Genomic DNA, 18,195 nt, shown 5'->3' on the forward strand with positions numbered 1-18,195 from the left:
CGGGGGGACCACCACCACTGGGGGTGTGCCCCTTTGCCGGCCGGCCCCGCCCCCCCGGCCCCGCCCCCGGCCGGGGGGGGCGGGCGGCCCCGGCGCCGTGCTCGATCTGCCCGCGCTGCGGCGGGCCGAGCTGACGGAGCACCCCTACCGCTGGGCGGAGCTGCCCACCACCCTGTGCGGTGCGCCGGGCGAGACCGCGCTCCGGCTGGAGGAGGAGTTCCCGACGCGGGGCTTCCTGCTCACCGAACGGACCGGCGCCGACTCGGAGAAGACCTACCGCACCCGCAACCTGCCGCTGATCGAGCGGGGCCGTCCGGTCGCCGGCAGCCTCTCCGCGCTGTCCCCGCTGTGGCGGCGGCTCGTCGACGAGCTGGCCTCGCCCGACTACCGCGCGGCGGTGGCCGAGGCGACCGGCCGGCCGCTCGGCCGCTGTCTCATCGAGGCGCGCGCGGTCCGCTACGGGCCCGGCTACTGGATCGCGCCGCACACCGACCGGGCCGACAAGGTGGTCACCCAGCTCTGGTACTTCAACTCCGAGTGGCCGGCGCGGTGGCGGGGCACCCTGCGGATCCTCGGCTCGCCCTCGGCCGACGACGTACGGGCCGAGGTCGCGCCCCGGCGGGGCTCCTCGGTGCTGCTGGTCAGGTCCGCCGACTCCTGGCACTCCGTCACCCCCGTCTCCCCGGCCGCCGCCCAGGACCGGCGTACCCTCCTGGTCCATTTCGTCGACCCCCTGGCCGACACCGGCTCCGGCGCTCCCCCGGCCGGGGCGCGGGTCGGGGACGTACCGGAGCGGCACGCGGACATACAGTGGCCCGGCGCGGACGTGGGTCGACCCACCACGGACGGGCACCGCCCCGGCCTCGCCGACCAGGGAGGACCCGGGCCATCACCGACCTGACACACCGACATCTGCCGGCTTACGGGCGAACGGGCGGGCCCGCGACCGATCGGGGCCCTCTCCGTTGACCCTCCCTCACCACACCGCCCTCGCGTCCCCGTCCGGTGACCCGGCATCGGCCCGCCACGGCCGGCTGGTGCTCTCCGTGACCTCGCTCACCGCGCTGCTCACCGGACTCAACACCAGCGGCCTCGACGTGGCGCTGCCGGGCATCGTCCGGCACTTCGAGGCGTCGGCCGCGCAGGCGAGTTGGATGATCCTCGGCTATCTGCTGGCCGGTACCGTCCTGCTGCTGGTCTGGGGCCGTCTCGCGGACCTGTTCGGGCGCGGCCGGCTCTATCTGACGGGTGTCGCCCTGTTCACCGTGGCCAGCGTCGGCTGCGCCCTCGCCCCGGACGCCTGGTGGCTGGTCGTCGGCCGGATCCTCCAGGGGGTGGGCGCGTCGGCCGTCGTCGCCAACACCACCGCGCTGCTCGCCGACGCCTTCCCGCCCGAGCGGCTGCCACGGGCCCTCGGCGTCAACGCCACGCTCATCTCGGCCACCCAGGCCGCCGGCCCCCTGCTCGGCGGGGCGCTGACCGAACTCCAGGGCTGGTCCGGGATCTTCTGGACCAGCGGGGCGGCCGGGGTGGCGGCCTGCGCCTGGGCCGCCTACGTGCTGCGTCCGGACCGCGGGACCGGCCCCGGCTCCACCGAGAGGTTCGACGTGCCGGGCGCCCTGCTGTCGGTGCTCTTCCTGGGGGGCGGGGCGCTGGCGCTGACCGAGGGCGGCCCCCGGGGGTGGACGAGCGGGCCCGTCCTGCTGAGCGCGGCCGTGTCGCTCTGCGCCCTCCTCGTCCTCCCGCTGGTCCAGCGGCGGCAGCGGCATCCGCTGGTGGATCCGTGGCTGTTCCGGGACCGGCGCCGGGCGATGGCGCTGCTGGCCGCCTTCCTGACGGCGATGTCGTACTTCTCGGTCGTCCTCGTGATGTCCCTGTACCTCCAGACGGTCGAGCGTCTGGACGCCCTGTCCGCCGGTTTCCAGGTGATGCTGATGGCCGTCGGGGCCATGCTCGCCGCCCCCGCGGCGGGGCGGCTGGCCACCCGCCGTCCGGCGCGGGTACTGGCCAGCGCGGGCACGGCGGTCTCCGCGCTGGGGATCGCGCTGCTGGTCCTCGCGCTGTCGCTCGGGCCTCCGGCGCCGGCCGGCCTCATCGGGTCGGGGCTGTTCCTGACCGGTGTCGGCGCCGGGCTGTTCGGGGTGCCGAACACCGGTGAACTCATGGCGCTGGTACCGGCGCACCGGCGCGGCATCGCCAACGGCGTACGGTCCATGCTCCAGAACGCCGGTTATCTGATCAGTTCGGTGCTGGCGCTGGCGCTGGTCGCCGGTCATGTGCCGGCCGGCGGACCGGGCGGCGGTGTCCGTCCGTCGGTCCTCGCCGCCCCCGGCGGAGCGGACGCCGTCGCCGTCGCCGGACACCACCGTACGGCGCTGCTGGTGCTGCTCTGCCTGTGTCTCGCGGCCACCGCCTCCTCGCTGCTGCGCGGCGGCGGGCCCCGGCCCGTACCACCGTCACCGGCGCCGGCCCTCACCACCGCACCATCCGCCCCGCACCGCCCGGCCCCGGGGAGACCCGAAAGGACGAAAGGAACGGAGTGACCGTGGAACACCCCATCCTGAAGGCCCACGACACCGACTTCGTGGTCCAGGAGAGCCTGGTCCTGCCCGTCCAGGACGCACAGGACGAGCAGGACGCCCCGTTCCAGTACCTGCGGCTGCGCAAGCGCGGTTACACCACGTTCGAGGCGGTCGAGCGGATCGCCGCGGTCTGCGGCGTCCCCGCCTCCGACCTGTCGACGGCGGGGCTCAAGGACGAGGACGCCGTCACCGAGCAGCACCTCGCGTGCCGGGGCGGGCTCTCCCCGGACGGCATAGCCGAGTTCAACTCCCGCCACGGCTCGGGCGAACGCACCATGCGGCTCACGCTCCACGGATACGGTCACCACGGCCTGCGCGCGGGCCGGCTGGAGGGCAACGGCTTCCGGATCGTCGTGCGCGGGCTGAGCGCCGGGTTCGTACGGACCGTCACCGCGCTCGGCGAGCGCGCCGGGGACCTGTTCTTCGTCAACTACTACGACACCCAGCGCTTCGGTGTGGCGGGCGGCCCCCGCACCACCCACCGGATCGGCCGCGCCCTCCTGGAGGAGGATCACGGGACCGCGCTCGACCTCGTCCGGGAGTCACGGTCCGCGGAGGCGGAGCGCGCCCGGCTCTTCACCGGGCCGCCCGCCGCGTTCTTCGACCGGATCGACCCGCGGGTGCGGGCCTTCTACCTGTGCGCGCACGCCTCGTACGTCTGGAACGGCCAACTGGCCGCCCTGCTGCGGAAGACCGGCCGCCATCCGCTCGACGAGACCGTCCGCGAGGGCATCCCCTACGTCTTCGCCACCCACCGGGACGATGTGCTCGCCCTGCTCCAGGAGGCCACGGCGCTGCCGTACGAGCGCCACCGCTGGGACGGCGGGGAGATCCGCCGCACCCAGGGCCTGCGCCCGACGGTTGTGCAGACCCGGGTGCGGGTGGACCGTACGGGCGAGGACACCGACACACCGGGCCGTCACGCCTGCGAGCTCACCCTGTTCCTGCCGTCCGGCTGCTACGCCACCAACGCGGTGGCGCAGTGGGTGGCGTGGGCCGGTTCCGCGCGCTGACCCCGTGAAGGGTCAGCCCCGGCGGGAGGCCGTCCTCGCCGTCATGGCGCCGGACGGCTGCCAGCCCGTGGCGCGCGCCCAGGGTTCGGCGACGGCGACGACGAGATCGACGACGGGGTCCTTGACGTCGGCGTAGGTGGCGAGGTCGGGGACGGCCCCGGCGAGCACCCGCTTGAAGCGGGCGTAGGCGGGCACGGCCTCGGGGTGCGCCCGCAGCCAGTCGCGGAAGAGCAGCGCCAGCCGCTCGTTGGGCGAACCGGCCGCCCGGACATGGAGGTTGACGTCCGGTCCGGTGTGGCCGCGCCGGATCCACAGCCGCTTCGTCCAGCGCGCCGGATCGTCGTCGCTGCCGGCCGGGACATGGTCCTGGCGGTACGGCGCGAGGTCGAAGCCCTGACCGGCCAGCGGCCCGGCGAACGCGTCCTGCGCCTCCTGGAGGTCGCGGACGCTGATCTGTACGTCGAACACGGGCTTGGCCGCCATGCCGGGCACTGCGGTACTGCCGATGTGTTCGACGTACAGCGCGAGCGGTGCGAGCAGGGCGTGCAGGCCGTCGGTGAGCGCCACGCCCCGGGGGGCCCAGGCGGGGTCCGCGTCGGCCAGGACGAGATCGGGAGAGGGGTCCTTGGACATCGGGCGAGTCTAGTGCCCGTGATCCGGACCTCGCCGGTTCCGGCCGTCGGTTCCGGCCGTCGGTTCCGGCCGTCGGACACCGGCCCTAGGGGCGGGGCCAGGGCCGGCCGGCGAGGCGTTCGATGTCGGTGTTGAAGCGTTTGAGGTAGGCGGCGAAGGCGGCGATGTCCTCCTCCGGCCAGTCCGCCATGACCTGGGACAGGGAGCGGACGATGCCTTCCCGCTCCTCGTCGAGGACGCGCGCGCCCTCGGGTGTGATGCGGAACTTGCGGGCCATGCCGCCGTCGGGGTCCGGGATGCGTTCCACCAGACCGGTGCGTACGGTCGCGGCCGTCTGCCGGTTCAGGGTGGAGGCGTCGAGCCCGAAGGCGTCGCTGAGTTCACCGATCGACATCGGCCCCTGCATACGGATCCGGCTGAGCAGGATGTAGGCGCTGCGGTCCAGTACGGCGCCCTGGCGTCGTCCGCCTCTCTGGTTCAGGAACGTGTGGCGGCTGAGCAGCATCTGCTCGTACTCGATCTCGTGCGTGGCCCCGACCATGCGTATGTCGCCTCCTGCCTTTCTGCCGGGTCATTGTCGCACCGCCCGTGGACGGCCGTGCTCCCGCGCCCCGCACTTCATGCATCATGCATACGATGTGCTCGATGCACATCATATGTATGATGCAAAAGCTTGTTTCCCGCGCACCCGTCGCACCCCCCTTCAGTTGCACAGTCAGAGGAGTCCCCTGATGGACGCCCCACAGCCCGTATCCCGCTCGGGCGGCGTGGTCGCCACACTCGCGCTCGCCGGTACCACGGCGGCGATCATGCAGACGCTGGTCACCCCGCTCATCGCGGAGCTGCCGCGGATCCTGAACACCACGGCGTCGAACGCCACCTGGGTGATCACCACCACCCTGCTCGTGGCCGCCGTCTGCGTGCCGGTCGTCGGCCGGCTGGGCGACCTGCTCGGCAAGCGCCGCATGCTTCTCGCGTGCTCGGTGCCGCTGATCGTGGGCTCGGTGGTGTGCGCCCTCTCCTCCTCCGTCGTCCCGATGATCATCGGGCGCGGTCTCCAGGGCATGGGCATGGGCATGGTGCCGCTGGGCATCGCCCTGCTGCGCGACGTCGTGCCGACGGAGAAGCTCAGCTCGTCCATCGCGCTGGTGAGCGCCTCCATGGGGATCGGCGGCGGTCTCGGTCTGCCGATCGCCGCGGCTGTCGCCCAGTACGCGAACTGGCGGGTGCTCTTCTGGGGCGCCGCCGTGCTGGCCACCGCGATCGCCGTACTGATCTGGTTCCTGATCCCGGCCGTGCCGGCCGCCGCCAGGGGACAGCGTTTCGACGCTCCCGGCGCGCTCGGCCTCGGCGCCGGTCTCGTCTGTCTGCTGCTCGCCATCTCCAAGGGCGCCGACTGGGGCTGGGGATCGGGGACCACGCTCGGCCTGTTCACTTCCGCCGTCGTGCTGCTGGTCGCCTGGGGCTGGTGGGAGGTGCGTACGACCGACCCGCTGGTCGACCTGCGCACCACGGCCCGGCCGCGGGTGCTGCTCACCAACGTCGCCTCGGTCTTCGTCGGCTGCGCGATGTACGCCAGCATGCTGGTGATGCCGCAACTGCTCCAGTTCCCGGAGGCCACCGGCTACGGCCTCGGTCAGTCGATCCTCGCGTCCGGCCTCTGGATGGCGCCCGGCGGCCTGGTGATGATGGTCGTCTCCCCGCTCGGCGGCAAGCTGACCAACGCCTGCGGCCCGAAGGTGACCCTGGTCAGCGGCGTCCTGGTGATCGCCGCGGGGTACGGTCTCTCCCTCCTGCTCATGGGGTCCGCCTGGGGGATCATGGTGGCGATCATGGTGATCAACAGCGGTGTGGGCCTCGCCTACGGCTCCATGCCGGCCCTCATCATGAGCTCCGTACCGCTCTCGGAGACCGCCGCCGCGAACAGCTTCAACACCCTCATGCGCTCGCTCGGCACCTCGGTCGGCGCTGCCGTGATCGGCCTGGTCCTCTCGCAGATGACGATCAGCGCCGGCGGCCACACCCTCACCTCGGAGAGCGGCTTCCGCACGGCCCTGCTGATCGGCTGCGGTGTCGCCCTGGTCTCCGCCGCGATCGCGGCCGTCATCCCGGCCGTCCGCGGGCTCACCGGCGACACGGACAAGGCCGCCTCGGCCCCGGAGCCGCGCAAGGCAGCCGTCGAGGCGTGAACGACCGTGCCGCGCCGGCCCGGTGCGGCAGCTCGTCCCCGCGATTCCCCGGAGAGGAAGCAGATCGTATGTCCACCCCCCACATCCCGTCCGGCACCTCGCCCGAACCCGCCCCCGAGGACCGGCCGGAGGCCGGCTTCGACGCGGACGCCCTGCGCGCCCGCTACCGCGCCGAACGCGACCGCAGGATCCGCCCCGAGGGCAGCGGCCAGTACCGGTCAGCCGACGGTGAGTTCGGCTACTACGCCGCCGACCCCTACACGGAGGGGACGGTCGAACGCGCGCCGCTGACCGACCGGGTCGACGTACTCGTCATCGGCGGCGGCTTCGGCGGTCTGCTCGCCGGAGCCCGGCTCCGCCAGGCGGGCGTCGAGTCGATCCGGGTGGTCGAGCAGGCCGGGGACTTCGGCGGTACGTGGTACTGGAACCGGTACCCGGGCATCCACTGCGACATCGAGTCGTACATCTATCTGCCCCTGCTTGAGGAGATCGGCTACCTCCCGCAGTGGAAGTACGCGCCAGGAGAGGAGATCCGGCAGCACGCGCGGGCGATCGGGCGCCACTTCGACCTCTACCGCGACGCCTGTTTCCAGACCCTGGTGACCGAACTGCGCTGGGACGACGCCGCGTCGGAGTGGATCGTCGGCACGGACCGCGAGGACCGGATACGGGCCCGCCATGTGGTGATCTCCAGCGGCACGCTCAGCCAGGCGAAGCTCCCCGGCATCCCCGGGATCGAGACCTTCAAGGGACACACGTTCCACACCAGCCGCTGGGACTACGCCTACACCGGCGGTGACGCGGACGGGAATCTGCACCGGCTCGCGGACAAGCGGGTGGCGGTCATCGGCACCGGCGCGACCGCCATCCAGTGCGTGTCCCACCTGGGCGCCGCCGCCCAGCAGTTGTACGTGTTCCAGCGCACGCCCTCCTCCGTCGACGTACGGAACAACCACAGAACCGATCCGGAGCTGGCCGGATCGCTGACCCCCGGATGGCAGCGGCGGCGCAGGGACAACTTCCTCGCGCTCGTCACCGGCGGCCGGGTGGACGAGGACCTGGTGTCCGACGGCTGGACCAGCAGCGCCCGGCTCCAGCAGAAGCTCATCCCCACCAGCGCCTACGACGACGTCCCGGCGAAGGAGCGTGAACGCCTCTACGAGATCGCAGACTTCCAGAAGATGAACGAGATCCGGGACCGGGTGGACGCCGTCGTCGAGGACCCGGCGACGGCCGAGAAGCTCAAGCCCTGGTACCGCTACATGTGCAAGCGGCCCACGTTCAGCGACACGTATCTCCAGACGTTCAACCGTCCCAACGTGACCCTCGTGGACACGGCCGACAGCCATGGCGTCGAGCGGATCACGGAGCGCTCCGTCGTGGTCGGCGGGACGGAGTACGAGGTCGACTGCGTCATCTTCGCGACCGGTTTCGAGGTCGGCGTCTCCGGGGCGCTCTCCGGCAGACTCCCGGTGTACGGCAGGGACGGTGTGGCCCTGACCGAGTCCTGGCGGAGCGGTCCCAGGACGCTCCACGGCTTCTACAGCCACGGTTTCCCGAACTTCTACCAGCTCGGCCCGCTCCAGAACGCCAGCGCCGTCAACTATGTGCACATCCTCGACGAGCAGGCGGTCCATGTGGCCGAGGTCGTCGCGGAGGCCCGCAGGCGCGACGCGCGCTACGTGGAGCCGACCGAGCGGGCCGAGGCGGAGTGGGTGGCCACGATCCGCGCGCACGCGCCCGACCTGTACGCGTTCCAGGCCGAGTGCACCCCCGGCTACTACAACAACGAGGGCAGGCCCAGGGAGCGGAGCCAGTCGTACGGCGAAGGGCCGGTCGCCTTCCACGCGCTGCTCAAGCGGTGGCGCGAAGACGGCGGCATGGACGATGTCGTCGTCGGTGCCGAGTGAGCGGCGGCGTGGAAGAGCCGGGGACGGCGCACCGCTCCCCACCGGCACGACCGCGGCGGCCTTCGGGCACCCGCCACGAGCGGCCCGCACACCTTCCCGGCTCTTGAGGTTCCTGAGCTGGGCGTTAGCCTCAGCGGATGATTCCTGAGCCGCCACCGAAGGTCATCACGCGTCTCCGCGACGGGCGGATCCACGCCTATGTCGTGGGCGCCGGCGTCTACGGGACGCTGGAGCCCGCAGCAGTCTTCCGGCCGCGGGATGGCGAGGAGGTCGTAGCGTCGGTGGTCCGGCAGGATCTGGAGCGGGTCGTGTACACGACGCTGAACGGAGTCGTCTGCCTCACGCGCGCCGGCGACCTCATGTGGGCCTCGGACTTCGAACCGCACTCCGACGTACGCCATGGCCACCGGCCTGGCTGTGCGCTGTCCCTGGACGGCCGGACGGTGTGGGTCTACCGGCCGGACGCGATGGCGGGACGCGGGAGCGGGGACCAGTGGGCCGTGCACGACGCCGACAGCGGTGTGGTTCTGGCCCGCCGGGAACTGGAGACGGTCGGGCACGGCGCCTTCCACCACCTGCACCCCGTGGACGGCAGCATCTACCTGGACATCGGTGAGGGCCAGGACGGCTCCGTCATTCTCCGGGGCACGGGCGGGGCGGACAGCGAGCCGGAGTTCATGACGTACCCGTGGCAGGACCGCTGCCTGATCGACCTGGCTCCGTCCGGGCACCAGTTCATGACCGTGGGCCACGGGCAGGCGGACGTCGCCTTCCACGACCACCCCGACGGGGACGTGCTCTTCACCCTCCCCGTCGAAGCCTTCGGGTACGACCCGGAGGAGTCCTTCGTGGAATGGAGCGGCGGCTACCTGACGGAGGACACGGCCATCGTCACCCTGGGCGGTGAGAGTGAGGACGAGGAGGAGTGGTTCCGTCACCACCTGGTCGACGTACGCACGGGCACCCCCAGCGGCGAGTTCAGCGGCGAGGCGAACAATCCCTACGAGCTGGTGCCCCTGGGCGACGGTTCCTGTCTCACCGGTGGCCCTGGCGACGACCCCGTCCGCTGGTCCAGCGCTCCGCGGTCGTCGGCACCGCAGCACCCGGCCGTATCAGTCTCTCCGTACGAGAGGCGGCAACCGTGACGGCAGAACCCCGAGTGCCGCTGATTCCTCAGGCGCCTGAAGGCTTGAGCAGGCGAGCTCGGTACTTCGTCGAGGGACACGGGCTGCGTGTTCCACACCGCGACCTCAAGCCCTTTCGGGAGGCATGGCTCAAGCAGGGGATTCCGGATGCCGAGATCGACCGGGCTGTCGCCTTTCAAGAGCGCTGGGGCGGTCTCGCCCTGCCCCCGGCCCCCGCGTACGAGGGCGGCCCGCGCGTTCTGGAAGCCGATTCCCCCGAGGGCTCGGCCGCGAACGGATGGCGGTTCCCGGCCGGCGGCTGTTGCGTCTCCATGGCCCACGGGTTCATGATCGGGCCGGGAGGTGAGTTCGGGATCGACGCCGACCACTGGACGCCGCTGCACGCCGGCACGGAGGGATGGGTGGAAGCCCTGGCGCTGGCCAGCCACGCGGGCTACTGGGCCGAGACCGTCACGAAGATCAAAGGCAGCGCCGTCGAGGACCTGGACCTCGACGGATTCGAGCCGGTACCCGAAGTCCAGGGACTCGCCGACACCTGGTGGCGGGGCAAGGACTCGCTCATCGCCATCTACAGGGGCGAAGCCTCGGGCTTCAGCGCCCCCCACTGCCTGAGGGCCCATGTCTACGGCGGGCTCGATGCATGGGGCCTGGCCGGCAACTGACTCCCGAAGGCCGAGCACTCGGTCCCGCCGCCGAGCGTTCGGGTTGCCAGGATGTCCTCCAGGACGGCCTGTGCCGGGGCATGTTCACCGCCCAGGCCGCGAAGGACGGACTCACCACCGCCCCGGGCAGCACACCGGTGCCCATGTCCCGTCGGCCGCCGGGACGCCGCCGGGACCGGGTGCGGGCCGGGTCCGTCACATGTTGATCATGTGACCGGCCAGACCGTGCACCGCCTCCTTCACCGCCTCGCCCAGGGTCGGGTGGGCGTGTACGTTGCGGGCGACCTCGTGGACGGTCAGGTCCCACTGCTGGGCCAGGGTCAGTTCGGGCAGCAGTTCGGTGACGTCGGGGCCGATGAGATGGCCGCCGAGCAGTTCGCCGTACCTGGCGTCGCTGATCAGCTTCACGAAGCCGGTGGTGTCCCCGAGCCCGTGCGACTTGCCGTTGGCGGTGAACGGGAACTTCGCCACCTTGACGTCATGCCCCAGCTCGCGCGCCTGGGCCTCGGTGTGGCCGAAGCTGGCGATCTGGGGCCGGCAGTACGTGGCGCGCGGGATCATCACATAGTCCAGCTCCATCGTCTCCGCGCCCGCGATCGTCTCGGCGGCGATCACGCCCATCGCCTCGGCGGCGTGCGCGAGCATCAGCTTCGCGGTGACGTCGCCGATGGCGTAGAGGTGCGGGACCGAGGTGCGGCAGCGGCCGTCCACGTCGACGGCGCCGCGCCCGGTCACCCGTACACCGGTGTTCTCCAGTCCGAAACCGGTGACGTTCGGGGCGAACCCGATCGCCTGCAACACCTTGTCGGCCTCCAGGAACCGCTGGGCGCCGTCCTTGCCGGTGACCAGGACGCGGACCTGGTCACCGGACTCGTCGATCGACTCGACCCTGGTGGAGGTCAGCACGTCGACACCCAGCCTGCGGTACTGGCGGGCCAGTTCCGCGGAGACCTCGGCGTCCTCCAGCGGGGCGAGGCGGTCGAGGAACTCGACGACCGTGACCTTCACGCCGTAGTTGTGCAGGACGTAGGCGAACTCGACGCCGATCGCGCCGGCCCCCGCGATGATCACGGAGCGCGGGAGGTCGTCGGCGAGGATCTGCTCCTCGTACGTGACCACGCGCGAGGTGCGGCGGGTGCCGGGCAGCAGCCTCGGGGTGGCCCCGGTGGCGATGACGCAGTCCGTGAAACCGATGGTGCGGGTCTCGCCGTCGTAGCCGGCCACCTGGAGTGTGTGCGGATCGAGGAAGGTGCCGCGGCCGTCGATCTCCGTGATCCTGTTCTTCTTCATCAGGTAGTGGACGCCCTTGACCCGGCCGTCCGCCACACGTCGGCTCCGGCGGAACGCCTCCCCGTAGTCGAAGGAGACCTCGCCGTCGACCTTGATGCCGAAGGTCTTCGCCTCACGGGTGAAGATGTGCGCCAGTTCGGCGTTGCGCAGGAGCGCCTTGGTCGGGATGCAGCCCACGTTCAGACAGACGCCGCCCCAGTACTTCTCCTCCACCACCGCGACACGCTTGCCGAGCTGGGCGGCGCGGACGGCGGCGACGTAGCCGCCGGGTCCCGCGCCGAGTACGACGACGTCGAAGCGCTCGTCCTGCTCGTCCTGCTCGTCCATCGGCTGTTCCTCTCTCAGGGGCGGCCCGGCATCGGACACCGGAGGACAGAACCGGCGTCAACCGGATCATCTTCGCGCCGGACCGGCCCCCGCGCCGGGATCACGCGGCCTGGGCCGCGACCCGCCCGGCCTTGACGGCGTCGACGAGCGCCCGGTGGTCGCGCTCGTTCTGGTCGGCGTAGCTCTCGGCGAAGCGGACGAGGGCCCGGTCGAAGACATCGCCGCGCCCCAGGTAGGCGGCGATGGCGATCCGGTCACCGGAACGGGCGTGGGCGCGGGCGAGCGTGGCGCCGCACAGCTCGCCGAAGACGCCCATGCCCCGCGGCACCATCAGCGAGGGCTCCGCGATGCCCTTCCAGTCCCGCAACTGGCGTATGTAGAAGTCCCGTTCCAGACCGTCGGGCGCGTGCACATGCTCCCAGCCGAGGAAGATGTCGCTGGCCGCCTGCATCAGATGCTGGCCGGCGACGACCCGCTCGCCCTGTGTGGCGAACTCGCTGGCACCGGCGTACGCCGCGAGGACCGACTCGTCGGCCTCCTTCGCCTGGAGGAACAACGGGTCCCCGCTGTCCCTGCCCACCAGCAGGATGACCCAGCAGCGGGTGCCGACGCTCCCGACCCCGACCACCTTGCGCGCCATGTCGACCAGGGTGAACTGCTGGAGCAGCCGCCGCCGGTCCGGTTGGAGGCTCTGTCCGTACCGGGCGACGAGGTCCCGGATCGTCTCCTCCAGTTCGGCACGCTCCAGCTCCGGCAGCAGATCGGCGATGGGCATGACGACGGGCGGTGCGGGCACGATGCGCCGGCGGCCGTCGATCACCCGTGTGAGCTTCTCGAACGCCTGAAGGCTGTCCCGGGTGCGCGCCTTGGCCAGCGTCCTGGACAGCTGCTTGCGGCCGCGCTGGCGCAGGCGGCCGGAGGCCAGGGCCTCCAGTTGCGCCGCGTCGGCCTTCGCGTACCAGACGGCCAGATTGGACATCGCGGCGAAGGCGCGCATCTGTTCGCGGTACGAGCGGACGGTGCTCCGGACGATCGCCGCGCGCTCCGCGTCCGTGTAGCCGTTCTCGCGCCCCGCGATCACGAGGCTGGTCGCCAGCCTCTTCAGGTCCCACTCCCACGGGCCGGGCAGCGTCTCGTCGAAGTCGTTGATGTCGAAGAGGAGGTTGCGCTCCGGCGACGCCAGCAGACGGAAGTTCAACAGGTGGGCGTCGCCGCACAGTTGCGCCCTGAGACCGGAGACGGGCGTCGTGGACAGGTCGGCCGCCATGATGGAGGCGGCGCCCCGGTAGAAGCGGAACGGGGACTCCGTCATCCGGCCGTAGCGGATCGGTACGAGTTCGGGCACCCGCGCGGCCGACTGCGCCTCGACGATGCTCACGGGGTCCGTCCGGTGCGGGGACGGTTCGTACTCGCCGTGGGCGGACCGGGGTACGCGGCTGCGCGCCGCCTTGCCGAGAGCGGCACGCTCCCGGGGGGAACGCCACGGCTCGCCGTGGGTGATGGTCGCCGGTTTTCCGGTCATCGGAGACCTCCTGGACAGGACGGCCGGTGGACGGCGGGGCCGCCGGCGGCCGGGTCGCTCCGCCGGGCGCGCTCGTCCGAGACGCCGGTCGTGATCGTCGTTGCCCTCACAGCAAGCCTCGCAGCTCCGGGCCCTCCTCGCATCACTGGTGCCGGGCCTCCGCCGGGCCGCGCGCGCAGCGGGGCGGCCCCGTCACCGAGGGTGGCCGGTCCCGCCGCCCTCGGCGTCACCCCGTACACCGTGACCCGGCACCGCGTCCGCACCGTTAGGGTCGGGGGATGCGACGTGTCCCCCGCGCCCTCGGCCCCCGCGTGAGCGGGGCCGCCGTATGACCACGGAGACCAGGTCGCTGCCGGCTCTCGCGCCCGGCGCGACGGAGACACCGTTCGTGATCATGGGGTACGACGAGGTCGTCGCGCGCGACACGGTCTGGGACGAGCACTCGCACCCCTTCCACGAACTGCTCTGGAACGAGCGCGGCGCCTCGTCGGCCGTGGTCGGTTCGCGGGTGTGGACGGTCACGCCCACGCTGGGACTGTGGATGCCCGCGGGCACGCTGCACTCCGGTTCGGCGGTCGCCGGTACGTGGTTCCGCGCGAGTTTCTTCGGTTTCCGCACGACGTCCTCGATCTCCGACGCGCCGGTGGCCGTCGAGATCACCCCGCTGCTGCGGCTGCTGCTGGAACGGCTCAGCGACCCGGGGCTCTCCGCGGGTTCGCGGGCGGCGACCGAGGTGCTGGTGCTCGACGTGCTGGCGCCCTCGCCGCGCGAACTGCTCGTCCAGGTGCCCGCCTCCGCCCTGCTGCGCCCGATCGCGGAGGCGGTACGGGAGGACCCGGGCGACCCGCGTTCGCTGACCGACTGGGCGTCGGTGCTCGGTGTGAGCCCGCGTACGGTCACCCGCGCGTTCCACACCGAGACGGGGACGAGCTTCGCGCGCTGGGTGGCCGCGGTGCGCGCGCAGCACGCGGTCGCCCTGCTCACCCGCGGCTGGGACGTGGAGGCCGTCGCCGAGCAGGTCGGCTACCGGTCGGCCAGCGCCTTCGGCGCCGCTTTCCGGCGGACGACCGGGCTCACCCCGGGGACGTTCCGGGCGCGCTGAGCCGGTCGCGGGCGGGCGGATGTCCGGACCCACGCATGTCCCGATCGCTACAGCACGTGTCACAAATGGTCGATTGCGACACAGGGGCAACCTCTCTAAAGTACAAAGGCAAGCCTTACCTAACCGGCTTGTGCGTGTTCGGCGCACCCTTTCACGACGGCGTCCTTCGCCCCGGACGTGCCAGGCCCGCGCCCCTGACCTCCCGAAAGCTGAGTACGGACCCATGCCTTCATACCGCCTTCGCCTGCTCACCGCGGCAGCCGCCCTGGTGGGTCTCACCGCCTGCGGCGGTCCGGCCGACTCCGAGAGCACCGGAGACTCCGGAAAATCCGCCGAGAAGAGCGGTTCGAACGCGTTTCCGCTGACCGTCGAGCACGCGCTGGGGAAGACCACCATCCCCGAGAAGCCCCGGCGCGTCGCCACGGTGAACTGGGCCAACGACGAGGTGCCCCTGGCGCTCGGTGTCGTACCGGTGGGCATGGCCAAGGCGAACTTCGGCGACGACAACGGCGACGGGGTGCTGCCCTGGACCGACAAGCGCCTCAAGGAGCTGAAGGCCGAGACCCCGGTGCTCTTCGACGAGACCGACGGGATCGACTTCGAGGCCGTGGCCGACACCGAGCCGGACGTCATCCTCGCCGCGTACTCGGGGCTGACCAAGCAGGACTACGAGACGCTGAGCGACATCGCTCCCGTGGTGGCGTACCCGGACGCCCCCTGGGCGACCCCGTGGCGCGACATCATCCGGACGAACAGCAAGGCGATCGGGCTGGCCGCCGAGGGCGACAAGCTGATCAAGGACCTTGAGGGGGACATCGCCACGACCGTCGCGAAGTACCCGCAGCTCAAGGGGAAGTCGGCGATGTTCATGACGCATGTCGACCCCAACGACGTGAGCGAGATCGGCTTCTACACGACACACGACACCCGGACGCAGTTCTTCCAGGACCTCGGCCTGAAGATCCCGGGCAGCATCACCGACGCGTCCAAGGGCACGGACAAGTTCGCCCTGACGCGCAGCGCCGAACAGATCGACGTGTTCGACGACGTCGACATCATCACCGGGTACGGCGACGAGAAGGGCGAGATGCTGACGACGCTCCGCAAGGACCCCCTGATCGCGAAGATCCCCGCCATGAAGCGCGGTTCGGCGTATCTGCTGCCCGGGTCCACGCCGCTGGCGACCGCGGCGAACCCGACGCCCCTGTCGATCTCGTGGGTCCTGGACGACTACGTCGCTGCCCTCGCCGAGGCCGCGGACAAGGTCAAGTGACGACGGTCGACACCCGGCGCCCGCCGGTCGCCGCCGCCGCGCGGCGCACGGCGGGCGCCCGGACGCTGTGGCTCCTCGCCACCGTCCTGGTGCTGGCCGCGATCATGGTGGCCTCGCTCGCGTTCGGCTCCCGCGACGTCCCCTGGTCCGACGTGTGGGCGTCGCTCGGGGGCGCGGACGACACCCTGGAGCAGGCGGCGGCCACGAAGCGGCTGCCCCGTACGGTGCTCGCCGCGGTGATCGGCGCGGCGCTCGGGCTGGCCGGCTGTGTGATGCAGGGCGTGACCCGCAACCCGCTCGCCGACCCGGGCATCCTGGGCGTCAACATGGGAGCCTCGCTCGCCGTGGTGACGGGCGTCGCGTTCTTCGGACTCACGTCGCCGACCGCCTACGTGTGGGTCGCGATCGTGGGCGCGGCGCTCTCCGCGCTGTTCGTGTACACGGTCGGGACGATCGGGCGCGGAGGCGCCACCCCGCTCAAGCTCGCGCTCGCCGGCGCCGCCACGTCGGCGGCGTTCGCCTCGCTGGTGAGCGCCGTCGTCCTGCCGCGCAACGACATCGCGGGAAGCTTCCGGCTCTGGCAGATCGGCGGGGTCGGCGGGGCGTCCTTCGAACGGATCGGGCAGGTCCTGCCCTTCCTCCTGGTGGGTTTCGCCGTCTGCCTGCTGTCGGCCCGCGCGCTGAACTCCCTCGCGCTGGGCGACGAACTGGCGGCGGGTCTCGGTGAACGCGTCGCCGTCGCCCGGGCCCTGGCCGCGCTCGGCGCCGTCGTCCTGTGCGGCGCGGCGACCGCCGTCACCGGGCCGATCGCGTTCGTCGGTCTCGTCGTCCCGCACACCTGCCGCCTGCTGGCCGGCGTCGACCACCGCTGGCTGCTGCCGTTCTCGGCGTTGCTGGGCGCCTCGCTGCTCACGGCCGCCGATGTGGTCGGGCGGGTCGTGGCACGCCCCGCGGAGATCGACGTGGGCATCGTGACGGCGCTGATCGGCGCCCCGTTCTTCATCTACATCGTCCGTCGTCAGAAGGTACGTGCCCTGTGAGCGCCAAGGTCCTGACCCGGCCACCGTCCGTCGGCGCCGCGGCCCGCGGCCGGGTCCGCCGCGCGTCCCGGCGGCGCCTCGTCGTCCTCGCGCTGGCCGTCCTCGTCGTCGCCGCGTTCGCCGTCTCCCTGATGGCCGGGCAGACGTTCTACCCGCCGCGCGACGTGATCCGGGTGGTTCTGGGCGAGCAGGTGCCGGGGGCCTCCTTCACGGTCGGCCGGCTCCGGCTGCCGCGGGCGGTCCTCGCCATGGTGGCGGGGTTCAGCTTCGGGCTCGCGGGGGTCACCTTCCAGACGATGCTCCGCAATCCGCTCGCCAGCCCGGACATCATCGGCATCAGCTCCGGTGCGAGCGCCGCCGCGGCGTTCGCGATCGTGACCCTCTCCCTCGGCGAGTTGCAGGTGTCGGTCCTCGCCATCGCCGCCGGACTCGCCGTGGCCGTACTGGTGTACGCGCTGGCCTTCCGGGGCGGTGTCGTCGGCACCCGGCTCATCCTGATCGGCATCGGGATCTCCGCGATGCTCGACAGCATGACCAACTACGTGCTGTCCCAGGCGGCCGAGTGGGATCTCCAGGAGGCGATGCGCTGGCTGACGGGCAGTCTGAACGGGGCGAGCTGGGACCAGGTCGTGCCCGCCGCCGTCGCGCTGGCCGTGCTCACCCCCGTGCTGCTGGCCCGGTCGCGCGACCTGTCCGCGATGCAGCTCGGCGACGACACCGCCTCCGCGCTCGGGGTACGCGTCGAACGCACCCGTATCACCGTCATCGTGGCGGCCGTCGGACTGATCGCCTTCGCGACCGCGGCGGCCGGGCCCATCGCCTTCGTGGCGTTCCTCTCCGGCCCCATCGCGGCCCGGATCACGGGGGCGGGGGGCTCCCTGCTGGTGCCCGCCGGGCTGGTCGGCTCGCTCCTGGTGCTCGTGGCCGACTTCTGCGGCCAGTTCGCGTTCGACTCCCGGTATCCGGTCGGTGTCGTCACCGGTGTGCTGGGGGCGCCCTATCTCGTCTATCTGATCATCCGTACCAACCGGACAGGAGGGTCGCTGTGACCTCGACCCACTCCCTCGCGGCCGAGGGCCTCACCCTGGGCTACGGCGACCGCGTCGTCATCGAGTCCCTCGATCTCGCCGTGCCCCCCGGCCGGATCACGGTGATCGTCGGCGCGAACGCCTGCGGGAAGTCGACGCTGCTGCGTTCGATGTCCCGACTGCTCACCCCCCGCGCGGGCCGGGTCGTCCTGGACGGCAAGGAGGTGCACCGGCTGCCCGCCAAGGAGCTGGCCCGTACGCTCGGGCTGCTGCCCCAGTCGCCGGTGGCGCCCGAGGGGATCACCGTCGCCGACCTCGTCGGCCGGGGGCGCCATCCGCACCAGGGCATCTTCTCCCGCTGGAGCGCGCGGGACGACGAGGCCGTGGCGTCCGCCCTGGAAGCGACGCACACGGAGCCGCTCGCCGACCGCGCGGTGGACGAGCTGTCGGGGGGCCAGCGCCAGCGCGTGTGGATCGCG

Annotated in this window: 16 protein-coding genes; 12 read left to right on the top strand and 4 right to left on the bottom strand. The window is 72.0% G+C overall.

Going from position 1 to position 18,195, the window contains the following annotated elements:
• The first annotated feature begins 97 nt into the window (after window positions 1-97).
• From ACFXPK_RS04780 to truD, 3 genes are all read left to right on the top strand, one after another.
• Window positions 98-901 carry a 2OG-Fe(II) oxygenase gene (locus ACFXPK_RS04780; protein ID WP_385071652.1) on the top strand — a complete coding sequence of 268 codons (804 nt, stop codon included), beginning with the start codon at window positions 98-100 and terminating at the stop codon, window positions 899-901.
• A 64-nt stretch (window positions 902-965) separates the two neighbouring features.
• Window positions 966-2,543, top strand: coding sequence for an MFS transporter (locus ACFXPK_RS04785; protein ID WP_385071655.1), 1,578 nt, complete (start codon window positions 966-968; stop codon window positions 2,541-2,543).
• 2 nt (window positions 2,544-2,545) lie between these two features.
• Window positions 2,546-3,595 carry a tRNA pseudouridine(13) synthase TruD gene (gene truD / locus ACFXPK_RS04790; RefSeq protein ID WP_384993164.1) on the top strand — a complete coding sequence of 350 codons (1,050 nt, stop codon included), beginning with the start codon at window positions 2,546-2,548 and terminating at the stop codon, window positions 3,593-3,595.
• Window positions 3,596-3,607: 12 nt separating this feature from the next.
• On the opposite strand, the gene ACFXPK_RS04795 is transcribed toward truD, so the two are convergent.
• Window positions 3,608-4,228, bottom strand: coding sequence for a GrpB family protein (locus ACFXPK_RS04795; RefSeq protein WP_385071659.1), 621 nt, complete (start codon window positions 4,226-4,228; stop codon window positions 3,608-3,610).
• Window positions 4,229-4,313: 85 nt separating this feature from the next.
• On the bottom strand, window positions 4,314-4,769 hold the full coding sequence (locus ACFXPK_RS04800; RefSeq protein WP_384927230.1) for a MarR family winged helix-turn-helix transcriptional regulator: 456 nt from the start codon (window positions 4,767-4,769) through the stop codon (window positions 4,314-4,316).
• Window positions 4,770-4,959: 190 nt separating this feature from the next.
• On the opposite strand from ACFXPK_RS04800, the gene ACFXPK_RS04805 reads away from it, so the two are divergent.
• The 4 genes from ACFXPK_RS04805 to ACFXPK_RS04820 all read left to right on the top strand — a co-directional run bounded on the left by ACFXPK_RS04805 (window position 4,960) and on the right by ACFXPK_RS04820 (window position 10,134).
• Window positions 4,960-6,417: an MFS transporter gene (locus ACFXPK_RS04805; protein ID WP_384993169.1), complete on the top strand. Its 1,458-nt coding sequence runs from the start codon at window positions 4,960-4,962 to the stop codon at window positions 6,415-6,417.
• A gap of 68 nt (window positions 6,418-6,485) precedes the next feature.
• A complete protein-coding gene (locus ACFXPK_RS04810; protein WP_385071663.1) occupies window positions 6,486-8,327 on the top strand; it encodes a flavin-containing monooxygenase in 1,842 nt (613 codons plus the stop codon).
• 137 nt (window positions 8,328-8,464) lie between these two features.
• Entirely contained in the window at window positions 8,465-9,472 is a 1,008-nt protein-coding gene (locus ACFXPK_RS04815) for a hypothetical protein (RefSeq protein ID WP_384993175.1), read from the top strand.
• 14 nt (window positions 9,473-9,486) lie between these two features.
• The gene (locus ACFXPK_RS04820; protein WP_385071861.1) at window positions 9,487-10,134 is read left to right on the top strand and encodes a hypothetical protein; all 648 of its coding nucleotides are present in this window, start codon (window positions 9,487-9,489) and stop codon (window positions 10,132-10,134) included.
• Window positions 10,135-10,329: 195 nt separating this feature from the next.
• On the opposite strand, the gene lpdA is transcribed toward ACFXPK_RS04820, so the two are convergent.
• Window positions 10,330-11,751, bottom strand: a complete 1,422-nt coding sequence (gene lpdA / locus ACFXPK_RS04825) for a dihydrolipoyl dehydrogenase (RefSeq protein ID WP_385071666.1) — start codon at window positions 11,749-11,751, stop codon at window positions 10,330-10,332.
• A 100-nt stretch (window positions 11,752-11,851) separates the two neighbouring features.
• The gene (locus ACFXPK_RS04830; RefSeq protein ID WP_384993181.1) at window positions 11,852-13,273 is read right to left on the bottom strand and encodes a DUF2252 domain-containing protein; all 1,422 of its coding nucleotides are present in this window, start codon (window positions 13,271-13,273) and stop codon (window positions 11,852-11,854) included.
• A gap of 328 nt (window positions 13,274-13,601) precedes the next feature.
• Between ACFXPK_RS04830 and ACFXPK_RS04835 the strand changes: the two genes are divergently transcribed.
• The 5 genes from ACFXPK_RS04835 to ACFXPK_RS04855 form a co-directional block, all read left to right on the top strand.
• Window positions 13,602-14,375, top strand: a complete 774-nt coding sequence (locus ACFXPK_RS04835) for a helix-turn-helix domain-containing protein (protein WP_384993184.1) — start codon at window positions 13,602-13,604, stop codon at window positions 14,373-14,375.
• A 223-nt stretch (window positions 14,376-14,598) separates the two neighbouring features.
• Entirely contained in the window at window positions 14,599-15,648 is a 1,050-nt protein-coding gene (locus ACFXPK_RS04840; protein WP_384993187.1) for an iron-siderophore ABC transporter substrate-binding protein, read from the top strand.
• Window positions 15,645-16,688 carry a FecCD family ABC transporter permease gene (locus tag ACFXPK_RS04845; RefSeq protein ID WP_385071671.1) on the top strand — a complete coding sequence of 348 codons (1,044 nt, stop codon included), beginning with the start codon at window positions 15,645-15,647 and terminating at the stop codon, window positions 16,686-16,688. The genes ACFXPK_RS04840 and ACFXPK_RS04845 overlap by 4 nt, the downstream gene beginning before the upstream one ends.
• Window positions 16,685-17,737 (top strand): FecCD family ABC transporter permease, encoded by a 1,053-nt coding sequence (locus ACFXPK_RS04850; RefSeq protein ID WP_384993193.1) that lies wholly within the window; start codon window positions 16,685-16,687, stop codon window positions 17,735-17,737. Before ACFXPK_RS04845 ends, ACFXPK_RS04850 begins: the two co-directional genes overlap by 4 nt.
• Window positions 17,734-18,195 (top strand): ABC transporter ATP-binding protein (locus tag ACFXPK_RS04855; protein WP_385071674.1); only part of this gene is annotated, 462 nt, incomplete at its 3' end. The genes ACFXPK_RS04850 and ACFXPK_RS04855, both read left to right, overlap by 4 nt.

The organism is Streptomyces sp. NPDC059142 (assembly GCF_042755665.1).
Classification (GTDB): domain Bacteria; phylum Actinomycetota; class Actinomycetes; order Streptomycetales; family Streptomycetaceae; genus Streptomyces.

Excerpts from the sequence above, each read along its gene's own strand:
- ACFXPK_RS04795 (WP_385071659.1), bottom strand. The coding sequence starts at position 4,228 with ATGTCCAAGGACCCCTCTCCCGATCTCGTCCTGGCCGACGCGGACCCC.
- ACFXPK_RS04800 (WP_384927230.1), bottom strand. The coding sequence starts at position 4,769 with ATGGTCGGGGCCACGCACGAGATCGAGTACGAGCAGATGCTGCTCAGC.
- ACFXPK_RS04805 (WP_384993169.1), top strand. The coding sequence starts at position 4,960 with ATGGACGCCCCACAGCCCGTATCCCGCTCGGGCGGCGTGGTCGCCACA.
- ACFXPK_RS04810 (WP_385071663.1), top strand. The coding sequence starts at position 6,486 with ATGTCCACCCCCCACATCCCGTCCGGCACCTCGCCCGAACCCGCCCCC.
- ACFXPK_RS04815 (WP_384993175.1), top strand. The coding sequence starts at position 8,465 with ATGATTCCTGAGCCGCCACCGAAGGTCATCACGCGTCTCCGCGACGGG.
- lpdA (WP_385071666.1), bottom strand. The coding sequence starts at position 11,751 with ATGGACGAGCAGGACGAGCAGGACGAGCGCTTCGACGTCGTCGTACTC.
- ACFXPK_RS04830 (WP_384993181.1), bottom strand. The coding sequence starts at position 13,273 with ATGACCGGAAAACCGGCGACCATCACCCACGGCGAGCCGTGGCGTTCC.
- ACFXPK_RS04835 (WP_384993184.1), top strand. The coding sequence starts at position 13,602 with ATGACCACGGAGACCAGGTCGCTGCCGGCTCTCGCGCCCGGCGCGACG.
- ACFXPK_RS04840 (WP_384993187.1), top strand. The coding sequence starts at position 14,599 with ATGCCTTCATACCGCCTTCGCCTGCTCACCGCGGCAGCCGCCCTGGTG.